The organism is Pseudoduganella sp. GW821-FHT12E03 (genome assembly GCF_058807115.1).
This window is the reverse complement of sequence record NZ_JBXAQJ010000009.1, coordinates 143,210-168,557: the sequence shown is the minus strand read 5'-3', so window position 1 is coordinate 168,557 and position 25,348 is coordinate 143,210. Positions and strand designations below refer to the sequence as shown.

Here is a 25,348-nt window from a genome sequence, read left to right as displayed (position 1 = left end):
GGCTGCTCCTTACAGCTGGGTGACGGTGGCGCGCGCCAGGCCGCGCTGTTCCAGGAAGCCCAGCAAATAGCGGTGGCCGAACGCCTGGCAGGCGGAAGCGAAGCCGACCTTGGCGGTGTCGCCGTCGAGCAGCCGGATGGCGGCGGCGGTCTGCAGCGCGCCGGTGGTGATGTACGGCGTGATCGACACCACGCTGGCGCGCACGCTGGCCAACTGGCCACGGCCGACCGCGATATCGACCGAGCGGTTCAGGGTGGTGCGCTCGCGCGGCGGCATCGATGGCGTGGTGGCGGCGGCGAATTGCGCCACCACCTGGTCTTGCGCGCTGGCCGGTAAATGCTTGAATTCCTCTTCCCAGCGCTTGATCAAGCCGTGCACGGTGCGCATGGCAGCGTTGTCGTAAAAGCCCACCAGCGAACGGCAATAGCGCACGCGCGGGTCGCGCTCGTAGAACACGGGCAGCGCGGTGCCGCCCCATGGCAGGCAAAAGGTCGGCAACAGCAGTTCCGGGGTGCTGATTTCCTGGTGGCTGCCGACCGGCCATTCGAGCAGGCGGTTATCCCACAGGTGGTATTGCTTGTTGCGGAACAGCTCGAAGATCGACGCGGTCGATCCCACCGTCACACCGGAGCCTTCACAGGCGCTGCGCGACAGGCTGGCCGTTTCCAGGGAATCGATGCCGGGCGTTTCCAGCGCCAGTTCGGCGGCGATTTCATTGACGGTGTACATGTACGATACCGACGCCGACAGCAGCAGCCCGGCCTCCTCATAGGCGCGGCCGAATTTTTCGCGCGCTTCCAGCATGTAGCTTTGTTCGCCCGTGGTGTCGAGGTGGTGGCAGCCGGCCTTCAGGGCCGCTTCCACAGCCTCCAGGCCGAATTTGACGAAGGGGCCGACCGTGTTGCACACCACTTTGGCGCCCTTGAAGGCGGCGGCCAGCTTGTCCACGTCGTGCTCGCATTCGATGATTTCATAGGTGGCCGATTCCAGCCGCACCACGCGCTGTTTCATCATTTCCAGCGTGCGCCCGGCGTTGCGCGCCACGGCGGTAAACGGGATGTTCTGGTCGATCAGCCAGTCCATGGTCAGCATGCCGGTGTAGCCGGATGCGCCATACACGACGACAGGATATTTTGCCATTGCGGTCTCCTTAAACGGTTGTAATGGAGGCCATTCTAGGCAAACGGCGCCGATGGAATTTGTTATTATGTGCCATTGATTTGTGATTTGATGCCACCCCTTTTCGTCCAGGATCGCCATGCCAAGCGCTGTGACCACCCCGTCGTTCCGTGCCTGGATGCTGCACGGGCTGGCCGATACCATTACCGCCATGGGCGGCGATGTGGCGGCCTATGCGGAGCGCTTCCAGCTGCCGTTGCAGCAATGCGAAAGCGATACGGCGTTGCCGGGCGAGCGCCTGGTGCGCCTGCTGGAAGCGTGCGCGCGCGACCTCGACTGTCCCGACTTCGGCTTGCGCGCCGGCTTCATGCAGGGCCGTGGTCCGCTGGGGCCGATTGCGCTGGTGGCGCTCAATTGCGCCACGGTGGGCGAGGCGGTGGACGCGATTGCGCGCTATTTGAATTTGCTGACGTCGCTGCTGTCGCTGCACCTGGTGCGCACACCCACGGGGCCGCGCCTGGTGTATGAACTGCAAGTGCTGCGCATGGGTTCCACGGTGCAGTTCGAGCAATGGGCGCTGGCGGTGGGCTTGCGCATGTACCGCCTGATCGTGTCCGACCAGTCCCGGCCGAAAACCATGCTGTTCCCGCACGCGCCCTTGCTGCCGCTGGCGCGCTATACGGACTTTTTCGGCTGCACCGTGAAATTTTCACAGCCCGTGTTTGGCGTGGACTTGTTTGCCGCCGATATGCGGCGCCCGATCGTGCGCAATGACCCGGAACTGAAGCACCTGCTCAGTGATTACATCGAACGGATGGCCGGTACCGCGCCGCTGGCGCTGCGCGATGAAGTCGAACTCATGATGCGCAAGCTGTTGCCGATCGCGCGCTGCAATGTCGCCACCGTGGCCGGCCACCTGCACGTCAGCGTGCGCACCCTGCAGCGGCAACTGGCGCGCGACGGGCTGGTGTTCGAGGACGTGCTCGACGGCGTGCGGCGCCAGGCCGCCGAGCAATACCTGCTGGATCCGGCCGTGCGGATGTCGCAGGTGGCGGGATTGCTCGGTTATACGGCGGCCAGCTCTTTCAGCCATGCGTTCCGGCGCTGGCATGGCATGTCGCCGCGCGCGTGGCGGGCGCAAGCAGCGCCAGGGAAGCGTATTATTTAAAAATTAACCAATTGAAGAGAATGGAATTCTCTGGATTCCGGATTTACCGAAGTTTCTCCTTAAACCAGTCTGTATCATTGACATCAAAAATGTTAAATATAGAATTTGCGGAATAATTAACAATCCTGGTGAGGAAAATATGGCGGAGCGCTTCAAATCCATGAAATCCGTTGCGCTGTTTGCGGCGATCATGGCCGGCGGCCTGGCGGCGGGAACCGGTGTGGCCAATGTCGTGCCGCTGCTGAAATCCTCCCCCGCGACAGCGGACAATACCGCGTATTTCCAGGCCTACCAGAGCAAGGTGGTGCTGTATGGCACCGCGTCCTGCGGCTATTGCGCCAAGACCCGCGCCTACTTCAAGGAGCGCAACATTGCTTACGCGGACCTCGATGTGGAAACATCCGCCCAGGCGCAGCGCGAATTCAAGCAATTCGGCGCGGCGGGCGTGCCTTATTTATTGATCGGCGACCGCCGTATCCAGGGCTTTAATACCAATGCCATCGACAGCGCATTGCAGAAACTGGCGAATCGTTGAACGCATAAAAAAAACCGGGCAACGATCGCTCGCGGCCCGGAAAAAATACGCTGGGTAAAGCCACTTCAACTGCGTGTCACACCTGCGGGTAGGCAGGCTTACTGCGGGGATACCACAACTGCGGGGTACTGCCACTACGGGGACTGCTACTTCAGGGGTACTACTCCTTCAGGGGTACTGCGACAGCGGGGACTGCACGGTATTACTTAGCCACAGTCAATTCGCTCTTCACTTCCTTCACGCCTTCCACGCTGGAGGCGGCCTGGATGGCCTTGGTGCCGGTATCGGTATTGGCAACCTGGCCCGACAGCGTGACCACGCCTTGGCTGATGCTGGCCGACACCCCTTTGAAGTCAGCCAGCGCGGCTTTGACTTTGGCGTTCAGTGCGCTGTCAGCGGTGGCGACAGCGGCGCCAGCCATGGCGCCTTCCTGCTGGCCAGCGGCAACAGCAGGGGACAGGGCGGCGGCGCTGAAAGCGGTGAAGGCGGCGGCGGCCAGCAGGCGGGAAATGGTATTCGTCATATTCGTAACTCCATAAAGGTTGTTCAAGAACGCCTTGTGACGTTGATCTCCTTACAGCAAAGGGCGTGCCAGCTCATTGATTTCTTTATAAATCAATGGGTTAGGATTAAGTGTTGATGCGTGGAATGATTTACCGAAGGGGTTTTGTCGGGCAGTGGCGACAGCTTGCCACCACTGCACGTGTAAAACCATGAAAATCAAGGACTTGCGTATGTCGCCATGGAGCGACAAGGATCAGGTTTCGGTCCGGAACAGCGTCGCATCGAGGTCATTGCGCTGCAATAAGCGATAAAACTCCGTGCGGTTGCGCTCGGCCAGCCGGGCCGCGTCCGCCACATTGCCATCGGTCAGCTTCAGCAATTGCACCAGGTATTGCCGTTCAAAGCGCTGTTTGGCTGCGGTATAGCTGAGCACTTCCAGCGATGGCACCTTCAGCGCACGCTGCACCAGCGACAGCGGCGCCAGGCTGGAGGTGGCCAGTGCGCACACGTGTTCCACCACATTGACCAACTGCCGCACGTTGCCGGGCCAGGCGGCGCGCGTCAGCGCTTCCAGCGCATCGGGTGCGAATCCCGTCACCTGCTTGCCATACTTGGCGGCCAGCGATTGCAGGAAGCGCGTGGCCAGCAGGGCGATGTCTTCGCGCCGCTGCGACAGCGGCGGCAGGGTCAAGGTGATGACGTTGAGCCGGTAATACAAATCTTCGCGGAACTGGCCTTCGTGCATGGCCGCGTCCAGGTCGCGGTGCGTGGCGGACAAGATGCGCACGTCAACCGGCTTGCCCACATCGGCGCCCAGTTGCCGCACCACCCGCTCTTGCAGCACGCGCAGCAGTTTGACTTGCAGCATCAGCGGCATGTCGCCGATTTCATCGAGGAACAGGGTGCCGCCGTCAGCCGCCTGCACCAGGCCTTCGCGCGCCCCGACCGCGCCGGTGAAGGCGCCTTTGACATGGCCAAACAATTCCGATTCCAGCAAGGGTTCGGGAATCGCGCCGCAATTGACGGCAATGAAGGGGGCCTTGGCGCGGCGGCTGGCGCGGTGGATGGCGCGCGCCAGCAATTCCTTGCCGGTGCCGCTTTCCCCCCGGATCAGCACGCTGGCGTCGGACGCGGCCACCAGCCGCGCTTCCGCCAGCAATTCCGCCATGGCGTGACTGCGGCTGACGATTTCTTCGCGCCACTGTTCGCCATCGACCCCTTGCACCTGCGGCGGGGCGCTCAGCTGCAAGCCTTGTGCGATGCGCTCCAGCAAGACCTTCGCATCAAATGGTTTGGTCAGGTAAGCAAATGCGCCGAGACGCGTGGCTTCCACCGCGTCGGGGATGGTGCCGTGCGCCGTCAGCAAGATCACCGGCAGTGCCGGATGGCGTGCGCGGATCTGCTGGAACAGCGCCATGCCATCCTTGCCGGGCAGGCGGATATCGCTGACCACCAGCGATGGCAGCGCAATGTCCAGTTGCGCCAGCGCGGCTTCGGCGCTGGCCACGGCGGTGACCGCATAGCCGTTGGCGGACAGCCGCAGGGACAGTAGCCGCAGCAAGTCGGCGTCATCGTCCACCAGCAGGATGGCGGCGCCTTTGTGCAGCGGATGGTTAACGTTGGCGTTCATTGGTGGTTCCCCTTGCCGGCAGGTTGCGCTCGATGGTTTTCAGGCTCTCCAGCGTTTCCGTGAGTTGATCGATCTTGCGCTGGCTTTCTTTCAGTTGCGCCAGTTGCTTGTCGCCGTGTTCCGCCAGGCGGCGCTGTTCCTGGCATTGTGCGGAGAGCAGCGCGGCCAGCGGCGCCAGCGGATGCGCGGTGGCGGCCACCGTGTCAAATTGCGCCTGCGCGCGCACCAGGTCGCCCGCACCGCGCGTCCACAGCAACACCATGCCCATTTGCAGCGCCACCCGGGGCGCCGGCTGGCGTAAGCCCAGCACGGCCAGTTCTTGCAGCAATTCGCCCTGCGCCATACGGCGTATCTGCTGGTGATAGGCCAGCAGCGGGGCGGTTTCATCGGGCAGCATCAGGGTGGCCGGTGGCGGCGCGTCGGCCGGGGCCTTGGGCAGCGTGATGGTATCCGGCAGCGGCAGCAGGGGCGTGCCGCAGCCGGACAGCAGCGTGGCCAGGAGCAACATCGCCATGCGCATCGCCATGCCTCGGTTGTTGTGGTCAGTCGTCATAAGGCAACTCAATCTGGAAAAGGGCGCCGCCCGTGGATGGCAACAGGCGCAGTACGCCGCCATGCGCCTGGATATATTCGCGCACGATGGCCAGCCCGATGCCGTTGCCGCGGCGGGCGCCGGCGGGCTGGCGTTCGCCCTGGTAAAACGGTTCGAAAATGCGTTCCATGTCTTGCGGCGCAACGCCGGGGCCTTGATCGCGGCACTCAACCACGAGCTTGCTGTTGGTATCCGACAGCGTGAACGTGACCGTGCCGCCGTGCGGCGAAAAGCGCAGCGCATTGGACAGCAAATTGCCCAGCGCCGCCGTCATCAAGTCCGCGTCCAGCGGCAGCGGGCGGGCCGCGCCTTGCACCACGCACCGCACACCGCGCGCCTGGCTTTGCAGGCGCTGCGCAACGATGACGCTGTCGAGCAGTTCGCGCGGGTCTGTCATGGCGCGGCGCAGCCGCTGGGCCGCGAATCCCGCTTCATTGAAGCGCAATAAATCTTCAATTTGCCCCTGCAGCGAACTGGTGTTCTGGCGCAGGATAACGGCAATTTCCCGTTGCTGCGCGGACAGCGGCCCGGGTACTTCATCTTCCAGCAGCGAGACGCCCTCCACCAGCGCCGCCAATGGCGTCTTCAATTCATGCGACACGTGGCGCACGAAGCGCGCCTTGTCGGCCTCGACTTCCGCCAGCCGGACGCGCAGCCAGTCCAGTTGTGTCCCCAGGCGGCGCAAGTCGCCCGGCCCCTGTACCGCAATCGCTTCATCATAGCGGTTGCCGCCCAGGCGGCCGATGGCCTGTTCAATCTGCTTTAGCGGCCGCGACAGCCAGGCGCCGAAGCCCAATGCGAGTATCGCCGCCAGCGCCACCGCGACGATGACCTGGCTGGTCAGCAGGCGGCGGCGCTGGTCCAGTTCATCGAGCAGCGCCTGGTTGCGGCGCTCGACTTCATGCCGCACCGCGTCTTCCAGCAACTGGCTCAGGGCGGGCAGGCCGGACAGCGCCTGGTCCAGGGCCTGGTTCAGCGCCCGGCGGGACGGGACGGGAGGCTTGTTGCGGGAATCGAGCACGGCCGCCACCGCCGCGCCGCGCGCCTGCCAGTCAGCGATGGCGGCCCGCTGGGTGGCGGGAACGCCGGCGGCAATCGCGGCCAGCGCCGATTGCGCCTCGCGCCAGGCATCGGCAAAGCGTTCGCGGAAGGCTGGATCGTCCAGCACGAGATACTGGCGCGCGCTGCGCTCGATGGCGACGCCGCGTTCGCCGAGACGCTGCGCATGGCCGGCCAGCGCGACCGCGTGCCGGCCCGCTTCGCGGCTATGGTCGGCAAGGCGGTCCAGGGTCAGCAGGGCGTGCACGGATGTGGCGCCGAGCAGCGCCGCAATCAGTACGAAGACGCCCAGCGATAGTTGTCGAAACGAAAGTTCCGGGAACATGGGCGCTATCAGGAAGGTCAGGCAGGGCGGGTTACTGGGTGGCGTGATGATAGTGCAAAGCCCGGAAACACGGCGTCCGGTTGGCATGGCATGACCCTATCGCCCTGTATGCGAACGATAGTGCGAAAGGGGCCAGGCCCCAAACTCAAGGCGCCAAATTCAGGTCCGGCAATTTCAGCCGGGGAAGGTGACGGTGACTTTCAAGCCCCGCCCATGGGCGCCATCGGACAATGACACCGTGCCGCCATGCAGCAGCGCGATGTCGCGCACGATCGCCAGGCCCAGCCCGGCGCCGCCCGGATTGATTTGCATCGAGGCGGCGGCCCGGTAAAACGGTGAAAACACGCGCTCCCGCTCGGCGGCGGGAATGCCGGAACCGCTGTCTTCGACTTCCAGCAGCAAGCGCGTGGCGCTGGGCAGCACGCGCACCGTGACGCTGCCGCCAGGGGGCGTGTAGCGCAGCGCATTGTCGACCAGGTTCGACACCATTTCCTGCAACAGCAGGGGCTGGCCGCGCACGGTGGCTTCCTGCTCGGCTTCCAGCGCCAGGTCGATCTGCTTGTTCACCGCCGACACCGCCAGTTGCAGCGCCACGTTTTGCGCCAGCTCACGCAAGCCGACCGGCACCGGCGCCACGTCGCCGCTGTGTTCGATGCGGGCCAGCATCAGCAGGCGGTTGGCCAGGTGCACTGCAGCGTCGGTGGTGGCGGCGATGCCGGAGACCATGGCGCGCAAGGCTTCCCGGTCCGGCGGCGCCTCGCCGCGGCTGATTTCCCGCAGCGCCAGCTCCGACTGGGTCTTCAAGACCGTCAGCGGCGTGCGCAACTGGTGCGACGCATCGGCAATAAAGCGCCGCTGCGACGCGATCAGGCTGCGGATGCGCGACATCGAGCCATTCATGGCTTCCACCAGCGGCCGCACTTCGCGGTGCACCAGCGCGGGATCGACATCATGCAAATCCGAGGCGCTGCGCATTTCCACTTCCGCCCGCAACCGCATCAGCGGACGCAACACCAGCCGCACGGCAAACCACACCAGCAAGGCCGCCGCCAGCACCACCCAGGCTTGCCAGGCCAGCGTGTCGCGCAAGATCTGGGTCGACAGGCCGCGCCGCGCATCGGTGGTTTCCGCCACCTGGATCAGCGCCATGCCGCGCATGGAATCGTCATATACCGGCTGCACCAGCGCGGCGATACGCACCGGCTGGCCGTTATAGTCCGCGTGATAAAAGCGCACCAGCGCCGGATAGGCTTCCGAGCGCGGTACATTGGGTGGCACCGGCGGCAAGTCGCCAAAGCCTGACACGGTTTCACCCGTCAGCCCCGTGACCTTGTAGTAAATCCGGCCCAGCGTATCGGTCTCGAAACTGTCGAGCGCGACATACGGCACGTCGACCACCACCTTGCCATCGCTGATCGATACCCGCTCCGCCAGCGCGCGGGTGGAGGCCAGCAGCGAGCGGTCGTAGGCCATGTCGGCCGCATCGAGCGCGTTGCGGTAGACCGACACCGCGTTGATTGCCATCAGCACGATCAGGGGAATCAGCAGCCAGCGCAGCAGTTGCGTGCGCAGGCTGCCCAGCGGGGCGCTGTCCGAGGCCGTGGCGGCAGCGCCATCGCCGGCATCACGCCCCGTGTGCGGACTGGTAGGGTGCGGTTCCATCGGCGCCGGTACCGGACGTCACGCGCCGTCGCGCGGCTGCAGCAGGTAGCCGATGCCGCGCAGGGTGGTAATGGCGGCGCCGCCCGCAAGCGGGCTTTCCAGCTTCTTGCGCACGCGGTGGATATACAGGTCGATCGCATCGAGGTTCGCATCGTCTTCCAGCGCGAACACTTCATCGAACAGTTTTTCCTTCGAGACGGCGCGACCGCTGCGCGAAATCAGCGCTTCGAGCACAGCGTGTTCGCGCGGTGTCAGCGCCAGCGCAGTGCCGTGGTAACTGAACATGCGCGTCACCGTGTCGAAACTCAGCGCGCCGCAGGTATGCACCAGCGCTTCATTGCCGACGCTGCGCCGCAGCAGCGCTTTCACGCGCGCTTCCAGTTCGGCCAGTTCAAACGGCTTGGCCAGGTAGTCATCGGCGCCCAGGTTCAGGCCCTGCACCCGTTCTTCCAGTCCGCCGCGCGCGGTCAGGATCAGTACCGGCGTCTTGCCGCGCGTGCCGGTCCGCGCGCGCAGGCGCTTCAAGACATCGAGGCCGTCCATTTTCGGCAACGTCAGGTCGAGGATCACCAGTGCGTAATCCTGGGTGTGCAGCAGGGCGTCGGCATCGGCGCCATTGTCCGCACATTCCACCGTCAGGTGGGCGTCGCGCAAGGCTTTGGCCAGCGAGCGCTGTAATTCAATATGGTCTTCCACAAGCAGGATGCGCATGATTTTTTTATCCGGGGTGTCTCCAGGCGTGCATCTTCAGGGCGCTGCGGGTAAAAGTAAAACTTTTTTCTGGTACTGTTGCAAAAGCTTGCAATGTGCTCGCAGCGACAGCTTATTGAAAGGCAATTGAAAGGATGCGAGACCTATAGTGGAGTCCTGATATTCATTTATCAGCGCTTTTTCAAAATAATTTCAAATAATTATATCTATAGGAGACGTCCATGAAGCAGTCCGCAATGACCCTCGCCATTTTCGCGGCAACCGCCGCCCTCGCCACCGGCGCGGCGCAGGCGCAGAGCAATGTCCAGGTCTATGGTTTGATCGACGCGGGGGTGGAAAACGTGTCGAACGCCGCCGCCAACGGCAACGGCGTGACCCGCGTGGTATCGGGCGGCATGAATACCTCGCGCTGGGGCTTCCGCGGTTCGGAAGACCTGGGCGGCGGCCTGAAAGCCACCTTCCAGCTGGAAGGCGGCATCCTGCTCGATACCGGTAACCTCGATGGCGCCTTGTTCCGCCGCCAGGCCAATGTGGGCCTGGAAGGCAGCTGGGGCAAAGTGGTGCTGGGCCGCTCCTTCACCAACGTGTATGAAACCGTGATTTCGTACGATCCGATGGGCTTTGCCCCATCGTATTCGTGGGGCACCAGCGGCCCGGCCACGGGGCCTTCCAAATATGGTTTCACGACCGGTTTCGACAACCTGGTCAAATACACCGGCAGTAGCGGCAACCTGAAATACGGTGTCAGCGTGGGCCTGGGCGAGCAGACCACGGGCGGCGCCGACAGCCGCAAACTGGCCACCAACGTGGCCTACAACAGCAATGGCCTGGGCCTGATGGCAACCTGGGAGCGCGTCAATGGCAACGTGGTGCCAGCCACCGGCAACCGCGATGAAAACACGGTCTGGCACCTGGGCGCCAACTATGAAACCGGTCCGTGGAAATTCTGGGGCGTGGTGCGCGACTTCCGCACCGTGGCCGGCAAGGCCGCCACGGCGGACGTGAAAGCCACCACCGTATGGGGCGGCGTCGCCTACAAGATCCAGCCGAATGTCACGCTGACCGGCGCGATTTACCATATCGACGTCAAGAACGTCGCCGCCGGCAAGGATGCCGACCCAACCCTGTATGTGGCGCGTGTGCGTTACGCCCTGTCCAAGCGCACCGACCTGTATGTGGCCACCGCCTATGCGAAATCGAAGAACGGCCAGCTGACCGGCTTGTCGCGCGACGATGCCGGCTTTGACACCAACCAGCGCGGCCTGATCGGCGGCATCCAGCACCGCTTCTAAGCCCAGCCACCGGGAGCCCGCCATGCAACGCCGCACCGCCCTGACCGTCCTGACCGCACTTGCCGCCACCGCTGCCGCCCCGGCCAGGGCGCTCGCTGGCGCGGCGGTGGATGCCATGGCGGACACGCACGCCGGCGCCACCGCAAGCGCGAAGGCCGGCGCAAAAGCCGGCGCTCCCGAGCGCTTCGAATGCATCGTGCCGTCCAAGCCCGGCGGCGCGATGGATTTGACGTGCAAGCTGGCGCGCCAGGGGTTGCAGGCGATGCCGGATGCCGGCCAGCGCGGCCGCAGCGGCATGCGCATCAGCTATGTCCCGGGCGGCATCGGCGCCGTCGCCTGGCACCAGTTGGTGTCGCAGCGGCGCGCGGAACCGGACACGCTGGTGGTGTTTTCCGGCGGCTCGCTGCTCAACATCGCGCAGGGCAAGTTCGGCAAGGCGACGGCCTCCGACGTGCGCTGGGTGGCGGCGCTGGGCGCTGATTACGGCATGATCGCGGTGCGTGCCGATTCACCGTTCAAATCGCTGGCGGACTTGCTGGCCGCGCTGAAAAAGCATCCGGAACAGGTGCTGATCGGCGTGTCCGGCACGATCGGCAGCCAGGACTGGCTCAAGATGGCGCTGGTGGCGCGCGCCGCCGGCATCGACCCGAAAGCGCTGCGTTTCGTGGCGCTGGAAGGCGGCGGCGAAGCCTTCACCGCGATGCACGCCAACTATGTGCAAGTGGTGTCGGGCGATGCGTCGGAAGCGTCGCTGAATGCCACGCCGGACAAAACCCGCGTGCTGGCGGTGCTGTCGAATGAACGCCTGCCCGGCACGCTGGCGCGGGTGCCCACCGCGAAAGAGCAGGGCATCGACGTGGTGTGGCCCGTGATCCGTGGCGTCTGGATGGGCCCGCAAGTGGCCGATGCCGACTACCAGGCCTGGGTCCATCGCTTCGACCGCATGTTGGCCAGCAAGGAATTCGCGCAACTGCGCGCGGATTCCGGACTTTACCCCTTTGCCCTGACAGGCGATGCGCTCACCGTCTATGTCAGGAAAGCCGTGGACGACTACGGCAAACGCGCCCGGGAATTCGGCCTGGTGCGCTGAAACACATACGCTTTTCAACGTCTAATAATTCGGAGATCACCATGTTTAAAACGACCCTGGCCGTCGCGGCCGCCCTCTGCACGTCTGTAGCTTTTGCACAGGTGCCTGCCGGCTACCCGGCCGATTACCAGAAGATCATCGACGGCGCGAAAAAGGAAGGCAAGCTGGTGGTGTATGGAGCCACCGACAGCAAGGCCACGCAGCCGCTGGTCAAGGATTTCTCGGCACTGTATCCGGGCATCACCGTCGAATACAACGACATGAATTCCACCGAGGTCTACAACCGCTTCATCTCGGAAGCGGCGGCCGGCGGCAATACCGCCGACGTGATGTGGTCGTCCGCCATGGACTTGCAGATGCGCCTCGCATCGGACGGCCACGCGCTGCAATACAAATCGGCGGAAAGCGCCAAGCTGCCATCGTGGGCGATCTGGGACGACAAGGCCTATGGCACCACGTTTGAACCGGCCGCCTTCGTGTACAACAAGCGCCTGGTCGATGCCAAGGAAGTGCCGCAAACCCACGCCGACTTCGTCAAGCTGATCCAGCAGCCGAAATTCGCCGACAAGGTCACCACCTATGACATCGAAAAATCCGGCGTGGGCTTCATGTTCATGACGCAGGACGCCAAGGAATATCCGAAATTCCTGGAACTGGAAAACGCCTTCGGCGCCGCCCGGGTGCGCGTGCAATCGTCGACCGGCACCATGATGGAGCGCATCTCGTCCGGTGAAAACCTGATCGGCTACAACGTGCTCGGCTCCTACGCGCTGGTGCGCGCCAAGACCGATCCGTCGATCGGCGTGGTGCTGCCCAAGGATTACACGCTGGTGATGTCGCGCGTGGTGTTCATCAATAAATCGGCCAAGAACGTCAACGCCGCCAAGCTGTGGATGGATTACATGCTGTCGGCCCGTGGCCAGACCGTGATTGCCAATGAATCCAAGCTGTATGCGATCCGCTCCGACGTGACCGGGGAAACCACGTCGGCGGACCTGATCAAACAGGTCGGCAAGGACAACATCCGCCCGGTGCCGGTGCACCCGATCCTGCTGCAATTCCTGGGCCCGCAGAAGCGCATGGCGTTCCTGAAGCAGTGGAAAGAAACCGCAGGCAAGAAGTAATTCGCATGGCGGGCCGTCCCGGCCCGCCAAACGTGTGAGGACCCGAATATGCAAACCCTGACTTTACCCGGCAATGGCCGCCCGTCGTGGATCCCGCCGTGGATCCAAGCGCTGAACTGGCCGCGCGGCGTGGTGGTTTCGCTGGCCCTGGTGGCCATCTTCCTGCCGCTGTTCCTGATTTTTTACCAGAGCTTTTTGTCGGCGCCGTTTTTCATGCCGGACAAGGAAACCGGCTTTGACGCCTATCGTTTCATTTTTGAAGACCCGGACTTCGCCATGGCCTTCAAAAATGGCACGCTGCTGGCCACCGGCCTGACCCTGATTGCCGTGCCGCTGGGCGGCGCCCTGGCGTTCCTGATGGTGCGCACCGATTTGCCGTGCCGCGGCATCATTTCGCCGCTGCTGCTGGTGCCGATTTTTGTCTCGCCGATGGTGATGGGCTTCGGCTACGTGGTGTCCATGGGACCGGTGGGTTTTTATTCGACTTGGGCCAAGGACTTGCTGGGCTTCATCCCGTGGAATATCTACTCGTTCACCAGCATCGTCATCATCGCCGGCCTGACGCACGTGCCGCACGTGTACCTGTATGCCTCGTCGGCGCTGAAAAGTCTGGGCTCGGATGTGGAAGAAGCGGCCCGGGTGGCCGGCGCGTCGCCGCTGCAGGTGATGCTCAACGTGTCGCTGCCGATGATCATGCCGGCGCTGGCCTATGCCGGTGTGCTGGTGTTCTTCCTCGGCTTTGAAGTGTTCGGCCTGGTGCTGGTGCTGGGCGATCCGGAAGGCCACCTGGTGCTCCCGACCTACCTGTACAAGTTGACGAATAAGCTGGGCACGCCGTCGTACCACCTGATGGCCGCCGTGGCGGTGTGCCTGGTGATGGTGACCTTGCCGCTGGTGATGCTGCAGCGCCGCCTGCTGAAGTCCGCCAACAAATATGTGTCGATCAAGGGCAAGGGCGCGCGCAGCAAGGCCATGCCGCTCGGTAAATGGAAATGGGTGGCGCTGGCGCTGTTGGGCGCGTGGCTGCTGTTCACCATCATCGTGCCGCTGTCGGGCATCGTGCTGCGCTCGTTCGTGCAGTACTGGGGCGAGGGCGTGAAGCTGGCGGACGTACTGACCTTGCAGCACTTCCGCGACATCCTCGGGCAGCATTCGCTGGTGCGCGGCATCATCAACACGATCCTGATCGGCGTGATTGGCGGCGGCCTGGCCGTGGCGTGCTACAGCGCGATCGCGCTGGCCATGCACCGCAAGCCGGACGGCATCACCCGCCTGCTGGACTACAGCGTGCTGGTGCCGCGCGCCGTGCCGGGCCTGCTGGCCGGCCTGGCCTTCCTGTGGGTATTCCTGTTCGTTCCATCGTGGATCGACGGCTTCTTCAAGGGCGCCGATAACTTCTTTGCGCTGTGGATAACGGAACACTTCGTGCCGGCCCTGCGTTCACTGCGCTCGACCATCTTCGCGGTGTGGCTGGCGTATTCCGTGGTGTGGCTGGCGTATGGCATGCGCCTGATTTCCACCGCGCTGCTGCAGGTCGGGCCGGAACTGGAAGAAGCGGCGCGCGCCGTGGGCGCCAAGCGGGGCCAGGTGACCCGCGACGTGACGCTGCCGCTGATCAAGTACGGGCTGCTGGGCGGCTGGCTGATGGTGTTCCTGATCTTCGAACGTGAATACTCGACCGGCGTGTACCTGCTGTCGCCGGGCACGGAAGTGATCGGCGCCATGCTGGTGTCGCTGTGGGCGGGCGGTTCGACCGACCTGGTGGCGGCGCTGTCGTTCATCAATATCACGCTGGTGGCCATCGGGCTGGGCATTGCGCTGCGCTTTGGCGTCAAGTTGCACAACTGAGCCGCAACCATAATAAGGACCAACATCATGAAGCGAGACGCCATGAACATGACCAATGACATTACCACCAACGAACTGACCGTCAACGATTTGCACCTGGAATACGGCAGCGGCACCACCGCCAATCCGATTTTGAAAGGTGTCTCGATGCACCTGCAAAAGGGGGAAGTGGTGGCGCTGCTGGGCCCATCGGGCAGCGGCAAGACCACTTTGCTGCGCGCCGTGGCCGGCCTGGAAAGCCCGAAGCAGGGCACCATCGCGATTGGCGATCGGGTGGTGTTCGACGGTGCGCGCGAGTTTGAAATGCCGGCCGAACAACGCAGCCTCGGCCTGGTGTTCCAGTCATATGCGCTGTGGCCGCACAAGACCGTGTTCGACAACGTCGCGTATGGCCTGAAATTGCGCAAGATGAATGCGGGTGAAATCAAGCAGCGCGTGATGGAAGTGTTGCAGCAGCTGGGCCTGGGCCATCTGGCCGAGCGCTTCCCGCACCAGATGTCCGGCGGCCAGCAGCAGCGCGTGGCGATTGCCCGCGCGCTGGTGTACAACCCGCCGGTGATCCTGCTGGACGAACCGCTGTCCAACCTCGATGCCAAGCTGCGCGAGGAAGCGCGCTCGTTCCTGCGTGAACTGATCGTGCGCCTGGGCTTGTCGGCCCTGATGGTGACGCACGACCAGGGCGAGGCTATGGCGATTTCCGACCGCATCCTGCTGCTCAATAACGGCAAGATCGAACAGCAGGGCAACCCGCAAAGCATGTATGAAACGCCGAACACGCTGTTCACGGCGGAATTCATGGGCAGTAACAACCGCTTGCCGGCCAAGGTCGTGCGCCGCGAAGGCGGCTCGGTGATCCTGGACGTCAACGGCGTGTCCCTGCTGGGCACGGCGCGCGGCAAGGGCGAAGCGGAACCGGCGGTGGTGATCCGGGTGGAAGAAGTGGTGGTGCGCGCGGAAAGCACGCCGAACGCGTTGCCGCTGCCGCTGATCACCTGCATGTACCTGGGAGACCGCTGGGAGTGCATCTTCGGCAATGCGTCCGGCGACCTCCACCTGCGCGCCTATTCGAAATACAAGCTCGATGCGGGGACGTACTGGCTGCACATGCCGGCGGACCGGTTGTGGGTGTTTTGACCCCCTGCCGGTGAATCAGGCGGGAAGCCCGGCATGACGGGCCTCCCGCCTGCGGGGCGTTGACGTCACTCGTTCAGCGTCCACAGATACTGCATTTGCGTCCATGACTGCTGTGGCACGCCATCCACCGTGCCCGGTTTGAAGCGGCACAATCCCAGGCCCTGCAGGGCCGCCTTGTCCAGCGACCGGAAACCGCTGGACTTTTCCACCCGCGAATCCACCACCTTGCCATCGGTGCCGATCAGGAAGGCCAGCGTCACCGTGCCCGACTCGCCATTGCGCAGCGACGCGGCGGGATAGTCGGGGCGGGTGCAATGCGATGCGTCGACCACGGCCGCCACGTGTACCGGCGCTTTCGGCGCGACGACGGACTCGCCGCCGCCATCGGGATTGATCCTGCCACGCGGCAGCGGTTCCAGCGGTAAACCGTCCGGCATCGGGCGCGCCGTCACCGGCGGCGGATCCTGCGGCAGCGGCACGGTCTCCGGCAGCGGCGGCACCACGATATCGGGACGGATCAGCGGCTCCATCGGCAATTCCGTGTAGTCGACTATGGGTGGCGGCGGCAATTCCTTTTGCGGCAAGTCGATCACCACTTCGGGCGAACGGAAAATAGTCACCTTGTTGTGGGTGGCCGCGTACAGGCCGAGCGCCAGGTGGGCGGCGGCAACGAGGGTCAGGCCGGTGTAGTTTTTACGGGTGTTCATGGGCGCTCCTGGTGGTCGGTGGAAAGATGGTTTGCTAGTTGATGGAAGAAATATATTCAATTGAATGGAAGTTTGGAAGGAATTTTGTTGGTGTTAAGTCGTGTGATAAACTTCCACTCAATGGAATAATACTTTGCTGACAGGTGGAATAATGACAATCCGGGTAATGCTGGCCGACGACCATCCGATCGTCATGACGGGATTTGCGATGTCGCTGGAAGGGCAGGGCATGGAAGTGGTGGCGCAAGTGAAGACGCCGGCCGAGGCGATGGCGCAATACCAGGCGCTGACACCGGATGTGCTGGTGCTCGATATGCGCTTTGGGGACGAATTGACGGGCATGGACGTGGCGCGCCACGTGCTGGCGCACGACCCGGCGGCGAAAATCATTTTCCTCAGCCAGTTCGACCAGGACAGCCTGATCAAGGAAACTTACCGGCTGGGCGCGCGCGCCTTCATGACCAAGGATTGCGATCCCGACGAACTGGCGGCGGCGGTGCGGCGCGCGCACGAAGGCGGGCTGTATTTCATGCCGCAAATTGCGCAGCGGCTGGCGCAGATTTCCGTGCAGGGCGAATTGTCGCCCCAGGCCCAGCTCGACGAACGTTCGCTGGCGATTTTCACGATGATGGCGGAAGGGTTGACCAACGTGGAAATCGCGGAAAAGCTCAATGTCTCGAGCAAGACCATCAGCAACATCAGCCAGGCCGTCAAGGAAAAGCTCGGCGTTGAGCGCCCGGCGCTGATTACCCGGCTGGCGGTGCGGCATGGCCTGATCGAGCCTTGAACATGCCGGCCTGGATGGCGCCGTGGCGGCGCTGGAGCCTGCGCACGCGGCTGCTGTCCATCATCATCGTGCCGCTGGTGTACATGTTCGCCACCTTTGTTTGCTACCTGTATGCCTCCGGCATCGCCGATGTCGATGAAGACCTGGCCGAGCGCGGACCGCTGGTGGCCAAGGTGCTGGCCGACAGCAGCGAATACCACCTGGCCATGGGCCGCCTGGGGGAATTGCGGCAGGGTGTGGAACGCGTGGTGCAGGCCGACCGTGGCATTTTCCAGGTCGAGGTGCTCGATGCCGCGCGCAAAGGCGTGCTGACGGTGTCCGCCAGGGGCGGCGGTACCGCGCAGCCGCATCCGCATGAAGCGCCGATCGTGCGCCGCCTGGTGTGGCTGAATGTGCAGGGCCATCCGGCGGCGCAGGGCGGCTTCAGCACGGAAACGGTGGGGTATGTACGCGTCACGATGTCGCCCACGGCCGCCATGCGCCGCCACCTGAACCGGTTCTATGTGGCGCTGCTGGTGGCGGGCCTGGGCTTGCTGGCGTGCGCCGCGCTGGCGTGGCAATTCGCCCACCATTTCAACGATTCGCTGCAATCGACCCTGCGTGCGCTGCGCGCCGCCGATGCGGAAAAGCGGCTGTTGCTGCGCAAGGTGAACAGCGCGGTCGAAGAAGAACGCAAGAGCATTGCGCTGGAAATCCATGATGAATTGAACGCCACCCTGATTGCCGTGCGGCTGGAAGCGCAGCGCATTGCCGCGCTGGCGCCGCAGCAAGACGCGGCGGCGGAGATTGGCCAGCGGGCGCAGGGCATCACGAAGCTGGCGCTGGGTTTGTATAACAGCGGCCGCGCTCTGGTGCGGCGCTTGCGCCCGGAAGTGCTGGAGTTGCTGGGGTTGCAGGGCGCCATCGAGGAAATGGTGCGCCACCACGACGGCGTGGGGCAGGGCTGCCGTTACCGCTTTCATGCCGAAGGCGACTTTTCCAAACTGGACAGCGCGGTGGCGATTTCCGCTTACCGTATCGTGCAGGAAGCGCTGTCGAACGTGGCCAAGCATGCGCGCGCCACGGAAGTCGCTGTCACGCTGGTGCGCGAAGCTGTTGCGGCTGGCGACGCGTTGCGCATCACGGTGACCGACAATGGCAAGGGATTCGATCCCGTCCTGGTCGCGGGCGGGATCGGCATCGCCGGCATGCGCGAGCGGGTGGCGGCGTATGCCGGGACGTTTGATTTGTCCAGCATGCCGGGGGCGGGGACGGTCATCACGATCCGTTTGCCGCTGGCTGCTTCAGCAGGCGCACCGTAAGGTAAGCCAACCCGGCGACGCCGGCCAGCAGCACGCCCCACAGCAGCGCGTGGTCCGAGAAGTTGATTGCCTTGCCCATCTGCCAGCCGGGCGCGGGTCCCGTGCCTGGCCGTGGCGCGGCGGGGGCGCTGGCCGCATCCGCGGCATTGGTGGTGCCAGTCCCGCCGACAGCGCCGCTCATGGACTGGCCGCCTCCAGGCGGCCCGTCATTGCCCGTGCCGCCGCCGGCACCGGGACTTCCGACAGCCGCGCTACCTGTACCGGCCAGGCCGCCGCCTGAGCCAGTCCATGGCGTTTGCCGCGCCGTGCCGGCCTGCGCCTGTGGCAGGGCGCGCAATTCCTGTTCCGTATAGCCCGGCGCAATATGGCCCAGGTCATGTTCCATCCCCGCCGCGCCGGAGCGGCCAAAGGCCAGCGTATACGGGCCATTGCCGGTGGCCAGGAACAGCAGGGTGGCCGGCGTCCATGACAGTTGCAATTTGGGCGCTTGCGACAGCGGCATGGCGGCCGCTTGCGGGCTGTAGGGCCGCACCACCCATTGCGCCAGCTGGGTTGGCGGCAGTTGCAGGCCGCCGGAGCGTTTGCGTTTGCCGTCTTGCGTGATGTCGTAAAAGGTGGCGCTGGCGATCGGGGAAAACGGATCTGGCGGCGGCGCGGGCGCATCGTCGGCCCGGCGCCGGTCATGGCGGTAAGGATGATCGCGGTGCCAGTGGTCGCGCAAGTGGTGATGCCGGTGATGCCGGCGCTCGGAAGAAGATGGCGCAGCCTGCCGGAAGGGCGCGGGCGGATCGCGATAATTGCCCAGCATGGCGGCATATACCGCGTTGGGCGTGGCGAACTGCATGCCGGCGCGTTCCGCCGGGATGCCGATGCCCGCCGTGTAGACCAGGTCGCCGGGCACGCGGCCCGGGACCGGCGCCAGCACGGCGCTGTCCATAGCCGGAGCCGTCCGATGCTGGTTGATGGACAGCGCGGTGATCCCCGCGAAGAGGGCGGGCGTGCCGCCACGCCACGTCAGGCGCGCATAGCGGAAGCGGGCGGGTTCAAACGCCAGCATGTCGCACGCCAGGATGGCGCCGTCGGTAGCGGACAGCCATTGCAGGTCGGCCGTCCCCAACGGCCGCCAGTCGCGCAAATCATCGCTGGCTTCCAGCCACACTTGCGCGCTGTAGCCGGTCTTGCCCGCAGGCGGGACAAAGCGCAGGGCCGTCACGGTGGGCGGCGTGCCGCGCGCTGGAATGCCCAGGTCCAGGATCAGCGTTTCCAGCGCAGGTCCCTGCGCCGGTGACGGCGGCTGCGTGCGTGGCGGTGCGCCGGCGCTGGTCACTGACAGAAGCCGGCCGTCGCTGTCGGTGCGCAGTTCGAGCTTGAAGTCGCCCTGCGTCGTCACGGAGGCCGGTGCGCCCGGCTGCCGGTACAAAGGGAAGATCCGCAGCGGAAGTTCGCGTGCGTCCGTATACGTATCGGTGGGCGGCGGGCGCAATGCGTAAGGCACCGGCAAGCCGCGCCGGTCGAACAGGCGCAGGTCGGCCAGCGCGGCCGATTGCGCATGCAGGTAGACCGGCGAGGGCAGCCGCAGGGCGTGCACGCCATTGTCGTCCGTCACCGTGACGGGCATGGCCCAGCCATAGGCGGCCGGCGTGTCCGGCGCCGCGGCGCCACCCGCCAGCGCGGGCAACAGCACCGCGCCGGCGCACAGCAGGAGCACGTGGCGTTTCATGCGGCACCCTGGGTGCCGCGGCGTGGCAACGGCGCCGCGTAGCCGATCGCCAGGGTCAGCAAGCCAACCCCGATAAACGCCATGATGGTCGCGAAGTTGTTACGGTCCTGCAAGTCCAGCAGGAACAGCTTGGCCAGCACCGCCACCAGCAACGCCGCGCCCACGCCCCACTGGCGCGGACGGATGCGCACGGCGGCGTGGCGCATCAGCACCAGCGCCGTGCCGCTCCACACCAGCGACAGCATGGCCTGGGTGGAGGTGGACGCCATCAGCGCGTCGAACGTGTAGGGCACATGCAGGTAGTGCGAGACACTGCGCAGCAGCATCAGGTTCAGCCACAGCCAGGCGCCGCCCGCGCCCGCCAGTTGCATGCGGCCCGCCCATTTTTCCCTGACGTGCGGCGCCGCCGCGCGCCAGTGTGCGATTGCCAGCAAGGCGGCAAAGCCGGTGGTCAAGTCCAGCGGGTTCAGTACCGGCACATAGGGTAGCGGCGCCATGCCACCATCCGACGCGAAGTTCCACGCGACCGCCACCAGCAGCGCCCAGCCGACCGCCAGCCTTAAGGTCACGCGGCGGTGCCACAGCGTCAGCGGGTACAGCGGCCAGGCGTCGTGCGCGGCGCGGCGCAGCAGCCAGGCAATGGCGGCCATCGTGCCCCACGCGGGCAGGTACAACTGCCACTCAGGACCCAGCGTGGTCATGCCGGAGGTGAGGATGCGCAGCGCCGGCCACACCATCAGCAGTGGCATGGCCACTAGTTGCAGGTGCAGCAGGGTCTGCATCGAACCCGGCGCAATCCAGCCGGTGCGGCGCCAGCACGCCAGCGCATGGCCGGCCGCGATCCACGCCATCAGGCCGGCGGCGCACAGCGCCGCATCGGGCAATTCGTCATACAGGACCAGCCAGGCCAGTGCGGCGCCGCCGGCAATCAGTTGTGCGCCAAACGCGGGCACCGACAGCCAGATCAACTGCGGCCACGCGCGGCGCTGCGCCACCTGCAACGCGCTGGTCGCCAGCGTGGCCACCAGCATCAGGTACAGCGACCAGCTGAATGGCGGCGTTTCGGTTGCCAGCCGCACGGCCGCCACGCCGCTGCCCCATGCGGCCAGCGCCGGCAGCGCGATGATGAACCAGGCAATGCCGGCAAACGACAGCAAGGCGAGATTGCCCGGGGCGTCGGGATCGGCGGCATGGCGGCGTTCACAAACGACCGACAGGCTGATGGCCAGCATCAGCGCCGAGGGGATCGCGCTGTCGATAAAGGATTCCGTGTCATAGGCCCACGACAGGTTCGTCATCAGGATGAAGGTGACGCAGGCCATCAGCAGCGCAACCTGGGCCAGCCAGCCGGCGGTCCGCCATTGCCAGCGCAGGCAGATGCCATACAGCAGGGCCGCCACGGCAATCGCGCTGCCGACCATCAAGTTCAATTCCGCATAGCCGCCCGTGTGCACGATGACTTCCAGCCATGCCCCGGCCAGCAGCCACACCGCCGCGATGGGCAGCAGCAATTCCGCGAGGCCCTTGCCGGTGTCGGCGGGGAATGGTTTCAATGCCTCCACATCGGCCTTGCGCAATTGCAGGGCAATGAAAAATGCCGCAATGGCCAGCATGGCAAAACCAATCGCCATGTGCGATTGCGCGATGGTGGTTTCATCCATCCGGCTGACGGCGCGCAGGAACGAGATCCAAGACGCCAGTTGCACCAGCATGCCAAAGCACCACGCCAGCGCGCGGCGCTGGCGCAAGCCGGTCCAGATTACACCGGCCGCTTCCAGCGCCCACGCGGCGGACATCCAGCGGTCATCGACACCATAGGGAATCGCCAGGGTGGCCGACATGATGCCGAGCGCCATGAAGGCTTCGCCCAGCAGGCGGCAGTTTTCTCCCATGCGGCGCTTGACGAAGATGGCCAGGCCCAGGTACAGGGCGCCCAGCGCCAGCGCGGAATATGCCATGCCGAAATCCACGTCGCGCATCAGGCCATACTGCAGCCCCATGGCGGCCAGCGGGGCGCCGAACACCAGCGTGCCATCGACATAGTGCGTCAGCCGTGGCGCCTGCTGCCGCGCATAAAATATGGCGACCGTGATGTACATCAGCAGGAACAGGACCAGGAAACTTTGCGACGTCTGGTAATCGTCCGTGGTGTAATTCAGCACGCCCCACGAGGTGGCCAGTACGAATGTGCACAGGAAGCCCAGTACATTCAAGACGCGCCACGATTTTAAAATGGCGATGGCAATGATGCCGGCGTTGAGGATGGCGCACCAGGTAAACAGCGCCACGTGATTGCCGCTGCCGTCGGACATCATGACCGGCGTGGCAAAGCCGCCGATGATGCCGAACACGGCCAGCCACACCGAGTCTTGCAGCACGGCCAGCAGGCAGGTAAAGGCCACGAAGATCGCCAGCAGTGCAATGGCGGTGGCGCCGGGTATCAGGTGATGGTTCTTGGACGCGGCAAAGGTGGTCAGCATCAGCAGCGCCAGCGCCATGCCCTGCACCGGCAGGCTGATGCCGGGCCGCGCGAGGCGGATGCGCCAGCCCCACGCCAGCAGCGCCAGCGCGGCGGCCGCCACGCCGGCCAGCTGGTACTCGATCCGCATCACATAGGCCTGGTTCAGGTATTTCAGCAGGAAGCCCAATCCCATGAACAGGATCAGCAATCCCAGCTTGGCCACCACGTTGCCGCCGAAGATCCATTCGCGCAGCCGTTCATTGAAATCCACCGGTGGCGGATTGCCGCCGCCGGGGTTGGGGATGGCTTGCGTATTGCCCTGTTCCATGATGGGTCCTTTCCAGTGAGGGGGCGGAGAAAAACTTAACGGACAACGAACTGGCTGGCGCCGGTGTCCGTCCGGCGCACGAAGCGCACCACGGCATCGACCGTGACGGTATCGATGCGGCCCGCCATGCGCTGGTCGAACGGATGGTCGTCGAAGGCGACATTGGCGCGGAACATGCGCGCGCCGAGGCGGGTGAGGGCGGGGAGATGTACGGTAATGGGCGTAAAGCCGGCGGCTTTCAGCCAGGCTTGCGCTTCGCTGCGGTTTTCCACCTGGCCCGGCGCGGCGCTGGCCGCCGCCAGGGTTTCCAGCAGCCACTGGTTGGAATTCTGGTAGCGCGTGCCGTACGCATACGCCAGCATGTTGTATTGCATCTGGTGCAGGCGGCGCGGCGTATGGGTGGCCAACACCTGCGCCAGCCGCTGCTGCACGGCGGCGGAGGGAATCACGACCTGGGCTTCATACAGGAACATGTCGTCGAGGAAGAAATTGCCCAGCCCTTCGTTGTACAAGGCGGAACTGGCGGTGCCGCAGCCATTCAATTCATGCACCACCAGCCAGCGCCCCTGCGGATGGTCGCGCCAGGCAAAGGCCATGTGCGAATAGCGCAAGCCATAGGCGGACAAATCCTGTCCGGCACGCGCAATCAGCGCCACTTGCGCGCCGCTGGCATCGAGGGCGTCGCGCGTGCGCAGCGCCAGGTCCATCGCTTGCACCACGTTGTGCGGTTGCAGCGGGCGGTCTTCGCAACTGGCGCCGGCATGGGCTGGCTTTCCGGCCAGCAGGCAGGCCAGCATCTCTGCTGCCACCGCCAGCCGCAGCATGGCCAGCATGGCCCTGGGCAAGGCGGCGGCGATGCCCGGCGCCACGATGGTTGCGGCGATTGCCGCCGGATGGGGGACGGTGGCATGGATGCCTGCGTGACGGCACGGGAAAGCCGGCGCGGCCATCTCAGCCTCCCACCCGGCTGTGGTGCAGCAGCGACTTGCCGGTTTCATTGGGAATGAACGCCAGCACCCGGCCCGACATGACCAGCATGTGGCCGGTCGATGTGGCCGTGACGGTGACCGCTTTGCCGGCCGCGTCCGACAATCCCAATGCCGCCGCGCCGCTCAGTTGCACCGACGCTTCCACGCCGGTGGAGGCGCCTTGCAGCACCACCACCACGCCATCGGCCACGGTGGCCACGCTGGCAATGACGACATAGCCGGACGCCGCCACCGCCGACATCGAACCCAGCACCACGATGCCGGCGGCGGCCGACAGCGCTTCCGAGGCATGGGACAGGTTGGATCCGCTGTGGGGAGCAGCCTGGGCAGAGGTTGCGCAGGCCAGGGAAGTGGATAAAACAGTGCTGTAGAGCAAAGCAAGCAAGCGTTTCATGGCGCAATCTCCGGTGGTGAAAGTGCCTGCATCATTGTCTTAACGTACATGCTTAGCAATGAATATGCTACCGGTTATGCAGATGATATGATTGGTATCAAATTTCGATACCCGATGATGGAAAACTGGCACCATGTCCCATACCAGCCTCATGATTGATGCACTGAAACGGCAATTGAAGGCGAAAGCCGTCACCTATGCCGAATTGGGCCGGCGCATTGGATTGTCTGAACCCAGTGTGAAGCGCATGTTTGCGCAGCGCAGTTTCACCCTGGAGCGGCTGGAGCAAGTGCTGGACGTGGTCGGCATGGATTTCGCGGAACTGGTGCAGGCGGCCACCGATGCGCCGCAACTGATTTCGCAGCTGACCTATGCGCAGGAAGAGGAAATCATCGGCGATACGAAATTGCTGGTGGTGGCCGTGGCGGCGCTGAACCAAATCCCCGTCGAGGAAATCGTGGCGGTGTACCGGGTCAGCGAAGCGGAAACCGTGAAGTACTTGCTGCGGCTGGACCGCATCGGTTTTTTGACCTTGTTGCCGAACAACCGGGTCAAGCTGCTGGTGTCGAGGACATTCAGCTGGATACCGAATGGCCCGATCCAGACCTGGTTCCGGCAAGAGGCGTCCGGCGATTACCTCGATACGCGCTTTGCCGGCAGCCATGAACTGATGCGGCTGGTGAGCGTGATGTTGTCGCCCCGTTCCACCAAGGCGCTGCTGGAACGCCTGAAGCAGGTGGCCGATGAGTTTTCGCAGCAACACCAGGACGATGCGCGGCTGCCGTATGACCAGCGGCATTCGATCACCTTCCTGCTGGCCGCGAGGCCGTGGATGCCGGAAGCGTTCAAAGCGTTGCTGCGCTAGGCT

At 64.5% G+C, this 25,348-nt stretch carries 22 protein-coding genes; 10 read left to right on the top strand and 12 right to left on the bottom strand.

Annotated features, from left to right (window positions below; translation table 11 throughout):
• Window positions 1-9: 9 nt before the first annotated feature.
• Window positions 10-1,140 (bottom strand): saccharopine dehydrogenase family protein, encoded by a 1,131-nt coding sequence (locus tag AC1RRC_RS22870; RefSeq protein ID WP_493057836.1) that lies wholly within the window; start codon window positions 1,138-1,140, stop codon window positions 10-12.
• Window positions 1,141-1,258: 118 nt separating this feature from the next.
• On the opposite strand from AC1RRC_RS22870, the gene AC1RRC_RS22865 reads away from it, so the two are divergent.
• Together AC1RRC_RS22865 and AC1RRC_RS22860 are read left to right on the top strand one after the other, a co-directional pair.
• On the top strand, window positions 1,259-2,287 hold the full coding sequence (locus tag AC1RRC_RS22865; protein ID WP_493057835.1) for an AraC family transcriptional regulator: 1,029 nt from the start codon (window positions 1,259-1,261) through the stop codon (window positions 2,285-2,287).
• Window positions 2,288-2,447: 160 nt separating this feature from the next.
• Window positions 2,448-2,822 (top strand): glutaredoxin family protein, encoded by a 375-nt coding sequence (locus AC1RRC_RS22860; RefSeq protein WP_493057834.1) that lies wholly within the window; start codon window positions 2,448-2,450, stop codon window positions 2,820-2,822.
• 202 nt (window positions 2,823-3,024) lie between these two features.
• On the opposite strand, the gene AC1RRC_RS22855 is transcribed toward AC1RRC_RS22860, so the two are convergent.
• The 6 genes from AC1RRC_RS22855 to AC1RRC_RS22830 form a co-directional block, all read right to left on the bottom strand.
• Window positions 3,025-3,345, bottom strand: a complete 321-nt coding sequence (locus AC1RRC_RS22855; RefSeq protein ID WP_493057833.1) for a BON domain-containing protein — start codon at window positions 3,343-3,345, stop codon at window positions 3,025-3,027.
• Between the two features lie 234 nt (window positions 3,346-3,579).
• Window positions 3,580-4,956, bottom strand: coding sequence for a sigma 54-interacting transcriptional regulator (locus tag AC1RRC_RS22850; protein WP_493057832.1), 1,377 nt, complete (start codon window positions 4,954-4,956; stop codon window positions 3,580-3,582).
• Window positions 4,940-5,470 (bottom strand): hypothetical protein, encoded by a 531-nt coding sequence (locus AC1RRC_RS22845; protein WP_493057831.1) that lies wholly within the window; start codon window positions 5,468-5,470, stop codon window positions 4,940-4,942. The genes AC1RRC_RS22850 and AC1RRC_RS22845 overlap by 17 nt, the downstream gene beginning before the upstream one ends.
• Before the next feature lie 28 nt (window positions 5,471-5,498).
• Window positions 5,499-6,932, bottom strand: a complete 1,434-nt coding sequence (locus AC1RRC_RS22840) for a sensor histidine kinase (protein WP_493057830.1) — start codon at window positions 6,930-6,932, stop codon at window positions 5,499-5,501.
• A 174-nt stretch (window positions 6,933-7,106) separates the two neighbouring features.
• Window positions 7,107-8,594, bottom strand: a complete 1,488-nt coding sequence (locus AC1RRC_RS22835; protein WP_493057829.1) for a sensor histidine kinase — start codon at window positions 8,592-8,594, stop codon at window positions 7,107-7,109.
• A gap of 18 nt (window positions 8,595-8,612) precedes the next feature.
• Window positions 8,613-9,305, bottom strand: a complete 693-nt coding sequence (locus AC1RRC_RS22830) for a response regulator (protein ID WP_493057828.1) — start codon at window positions 9,303-9,305, stop codon at window positions 8,613-8,615.
• A gap of 221 nt (window positions 9,306-9,526) precedes the next feature.
• Here AC1RRC_RS22830 and AC1RRC_RS22825 point away from each other — a divergent pair, with 221 nt between their 5' ends.
• The 5 genes from AC1RRC_RS22825 (at window position 9,527) to AC1RRC_RS22805 (ending at window position 15,793) form a co-directional block, all read left to right on the top strand.
• Window positions 9,527-10,597: a porin gene (locus tag AC1RRC_RS22825; protein ID WP_493057827.1), complete on the top strand. Its 1,071-nt coding sequence runs from the start codon at window positions 9,527-9,529 to the stop codon at window positions 10,595-10,597.
• A gap of 220 nt (window positions 10,598-10,817) precedes the next feature.
• A complete protein-coding gene (locus tag AC1RRC_RS22820) occupies window positions 10,818-11,687 on the top strand; it encodes a tripartite tricarboxylate transporter substrate-binding protein (RefSeq protein WP_493058015.1) in 870 nt (289 codons plus the stop codon).
• A 41-nt stretch (window positions 11,688-11,728) separates the two neighbouring features.
• Window positions 11,729-12,811: an ABC transporter substrate-binding protein gene (locus tag AC1RRC_RS22815; RefSeq protein WP_493057826.1), complete on the top strand. Its 1,083-nt coding sequence runs from the start codon at window positions 11,729-11,731 to the stop codon at window positions 12,809-12,811.
• A gap of 48 nt (window positions 12,812-12,859) precedes the next feature.
• Window positions 12,860-14,659, top strand: a complete 1,800-nt coding sequence (locus tag AC1RRC_RS22810; protein ID WP_493057825.1) for an ABC transporter permease — start codon at window positions 12,860-12,862, stop codon at window positions 14,657-14,659.
• 27 nt (window positions 14,660-14,686) lie between these two features.
• Window positions 14,687-15,793, top strand: coding sequence for an ABC transporter ATP-binding protein (locus AC1RRC_RS22805; protein WP_493057824.1), 1,107 nt, complete (start codon window positions 14,687-14,689; stop codon window positions 15,791-15,793).
• A 65-nt stretch (window positions 15,794-15,858) separates the two neighbouring features.
• Here AC1RRC_RS22805 and AC1RRC_RS22800 read toward each other — a convergent pair whose 3' ends face one another.
• Window positions 15,859-16,500, bottom strand: a complete 642-nt coding sequence (locus AC1RRC_RS22800) for an energy transducer TonB (RefSeq protein ID WP_493057823.1) — start codon at window positions 16,498-16,500, stop codon at window positions 15,859-15,861.
• Window positions 16,501-16,651: 151 nt separating this feature from the next.
• Here AC1RRC_RS22800 and AC1RRC_RS22795 point away from each other — a divergent pair, with 151 nt between their 5' ends.
• Together AC1RRC_RS22795 and AC1RRC_RS22790 are read left to right on the top strand one after the other, a co-directional pair.
• Complete coding sequence (locus tag AC1RRC_RS22795; RefSeq protein ID WP_493057822.1) at window positions 16,652-17,287, top strand: response regulator; 636 nt, start codon at window positions 16,652-16,654, stop codon at window positions 17,285-17,287.
• Window positions 17,288-17,289: 2 nt separating this feature from the next.
• Entirely contained in the window at window positions 17,290-18,588 is a 1,299-nt protein-coding gene (locus AC1RRC_RS22790; protein WP_493057821.1) for a sensor histidine kinase, read from the top strand.
• On the opposite strand, the gene AC1RRC_RS22785 is transcribed toward AC1RRC_RS22790, so the two are convergent.
• Genes AC1RRC_RS22785 through AC1RRC_RS22770 form a run of 4 tightly spaced genes read right to left on the bottom strand, consistent with a single transcriptional unit; the run spans window position 18,545 to window position 24,480 of the window.
• Complete coding sequence (locus AC1RRC_RS22785) at window positions 18,545-20,308, bottom strand: DUF3999 family protein (protein ID WP_493057820.1); 1,764 nt, start codon at window positions 20,306-20,308, stop codon at window positions 18,545-18,547. The genes AC1RRC_RS22790 and AC1RRC_RS22785 overlap by 44 nt on opposite strands.
• Window positions 20,305-23,097, bottom strand: a complete 2,793-nt coding sequence (locus AC1RRC_RS22780; RefSeq protein WP_493057819.1) for a DUF2339 domain-containing protein — start codon at window positions 23,095-23,097, stop codon at window positions 20,305-20,307. Before AC1RRC_RS22780 ends, AC1RRC_RS22785 begins: the two co-directional genes overlap by 4 nt.
• Window positions 23,098-23,132: 35 nt before the next feature.
• Window positions 23,133-24,047: a DUF2145 domain-containing protein gene (locus AC1RRC_RS22775; protein ID WP_493057818.1), complete on the bottom strand. Its 915-nt coding sequence runs from the start codon at window positions 24,045-24,047 to the stop codon at window positions 23,133-23,135.
• Between the two features lies 1 nt (window position 24,048).
• Window positions 24,049-24,480, bottom strand: a complete 432-nt coding sequence (locus tag AC1RRC_RS22770) for a hypothetical protein (protein ID WP_493057817.1) — start codon at window positions 24,478-24,480, stop codon at window positions 24,049-24,051.
• A 133-nt stretch (window positions 24,481-24,613) separates the two neighbouring features.
• Here AC1RRC_RS22770 and AC1RRC_RS22765 point away from each other — a divergent pair, with 133 nt between their 5' ends.
• Window positions 24,614-25,345, top strand: coding sequence for a helix-turn-helix domain-containing protein (locus AC1RRC_RS22765; RefSeq protein WP_493057816.1), 732 nt, complete (start codon window positions 24,614-24,616; stop codon window positions 25,343-25,345).
• The last annotated feature ends 3 nt before the right edge of the window (window positions 25,346-25,348 follow it).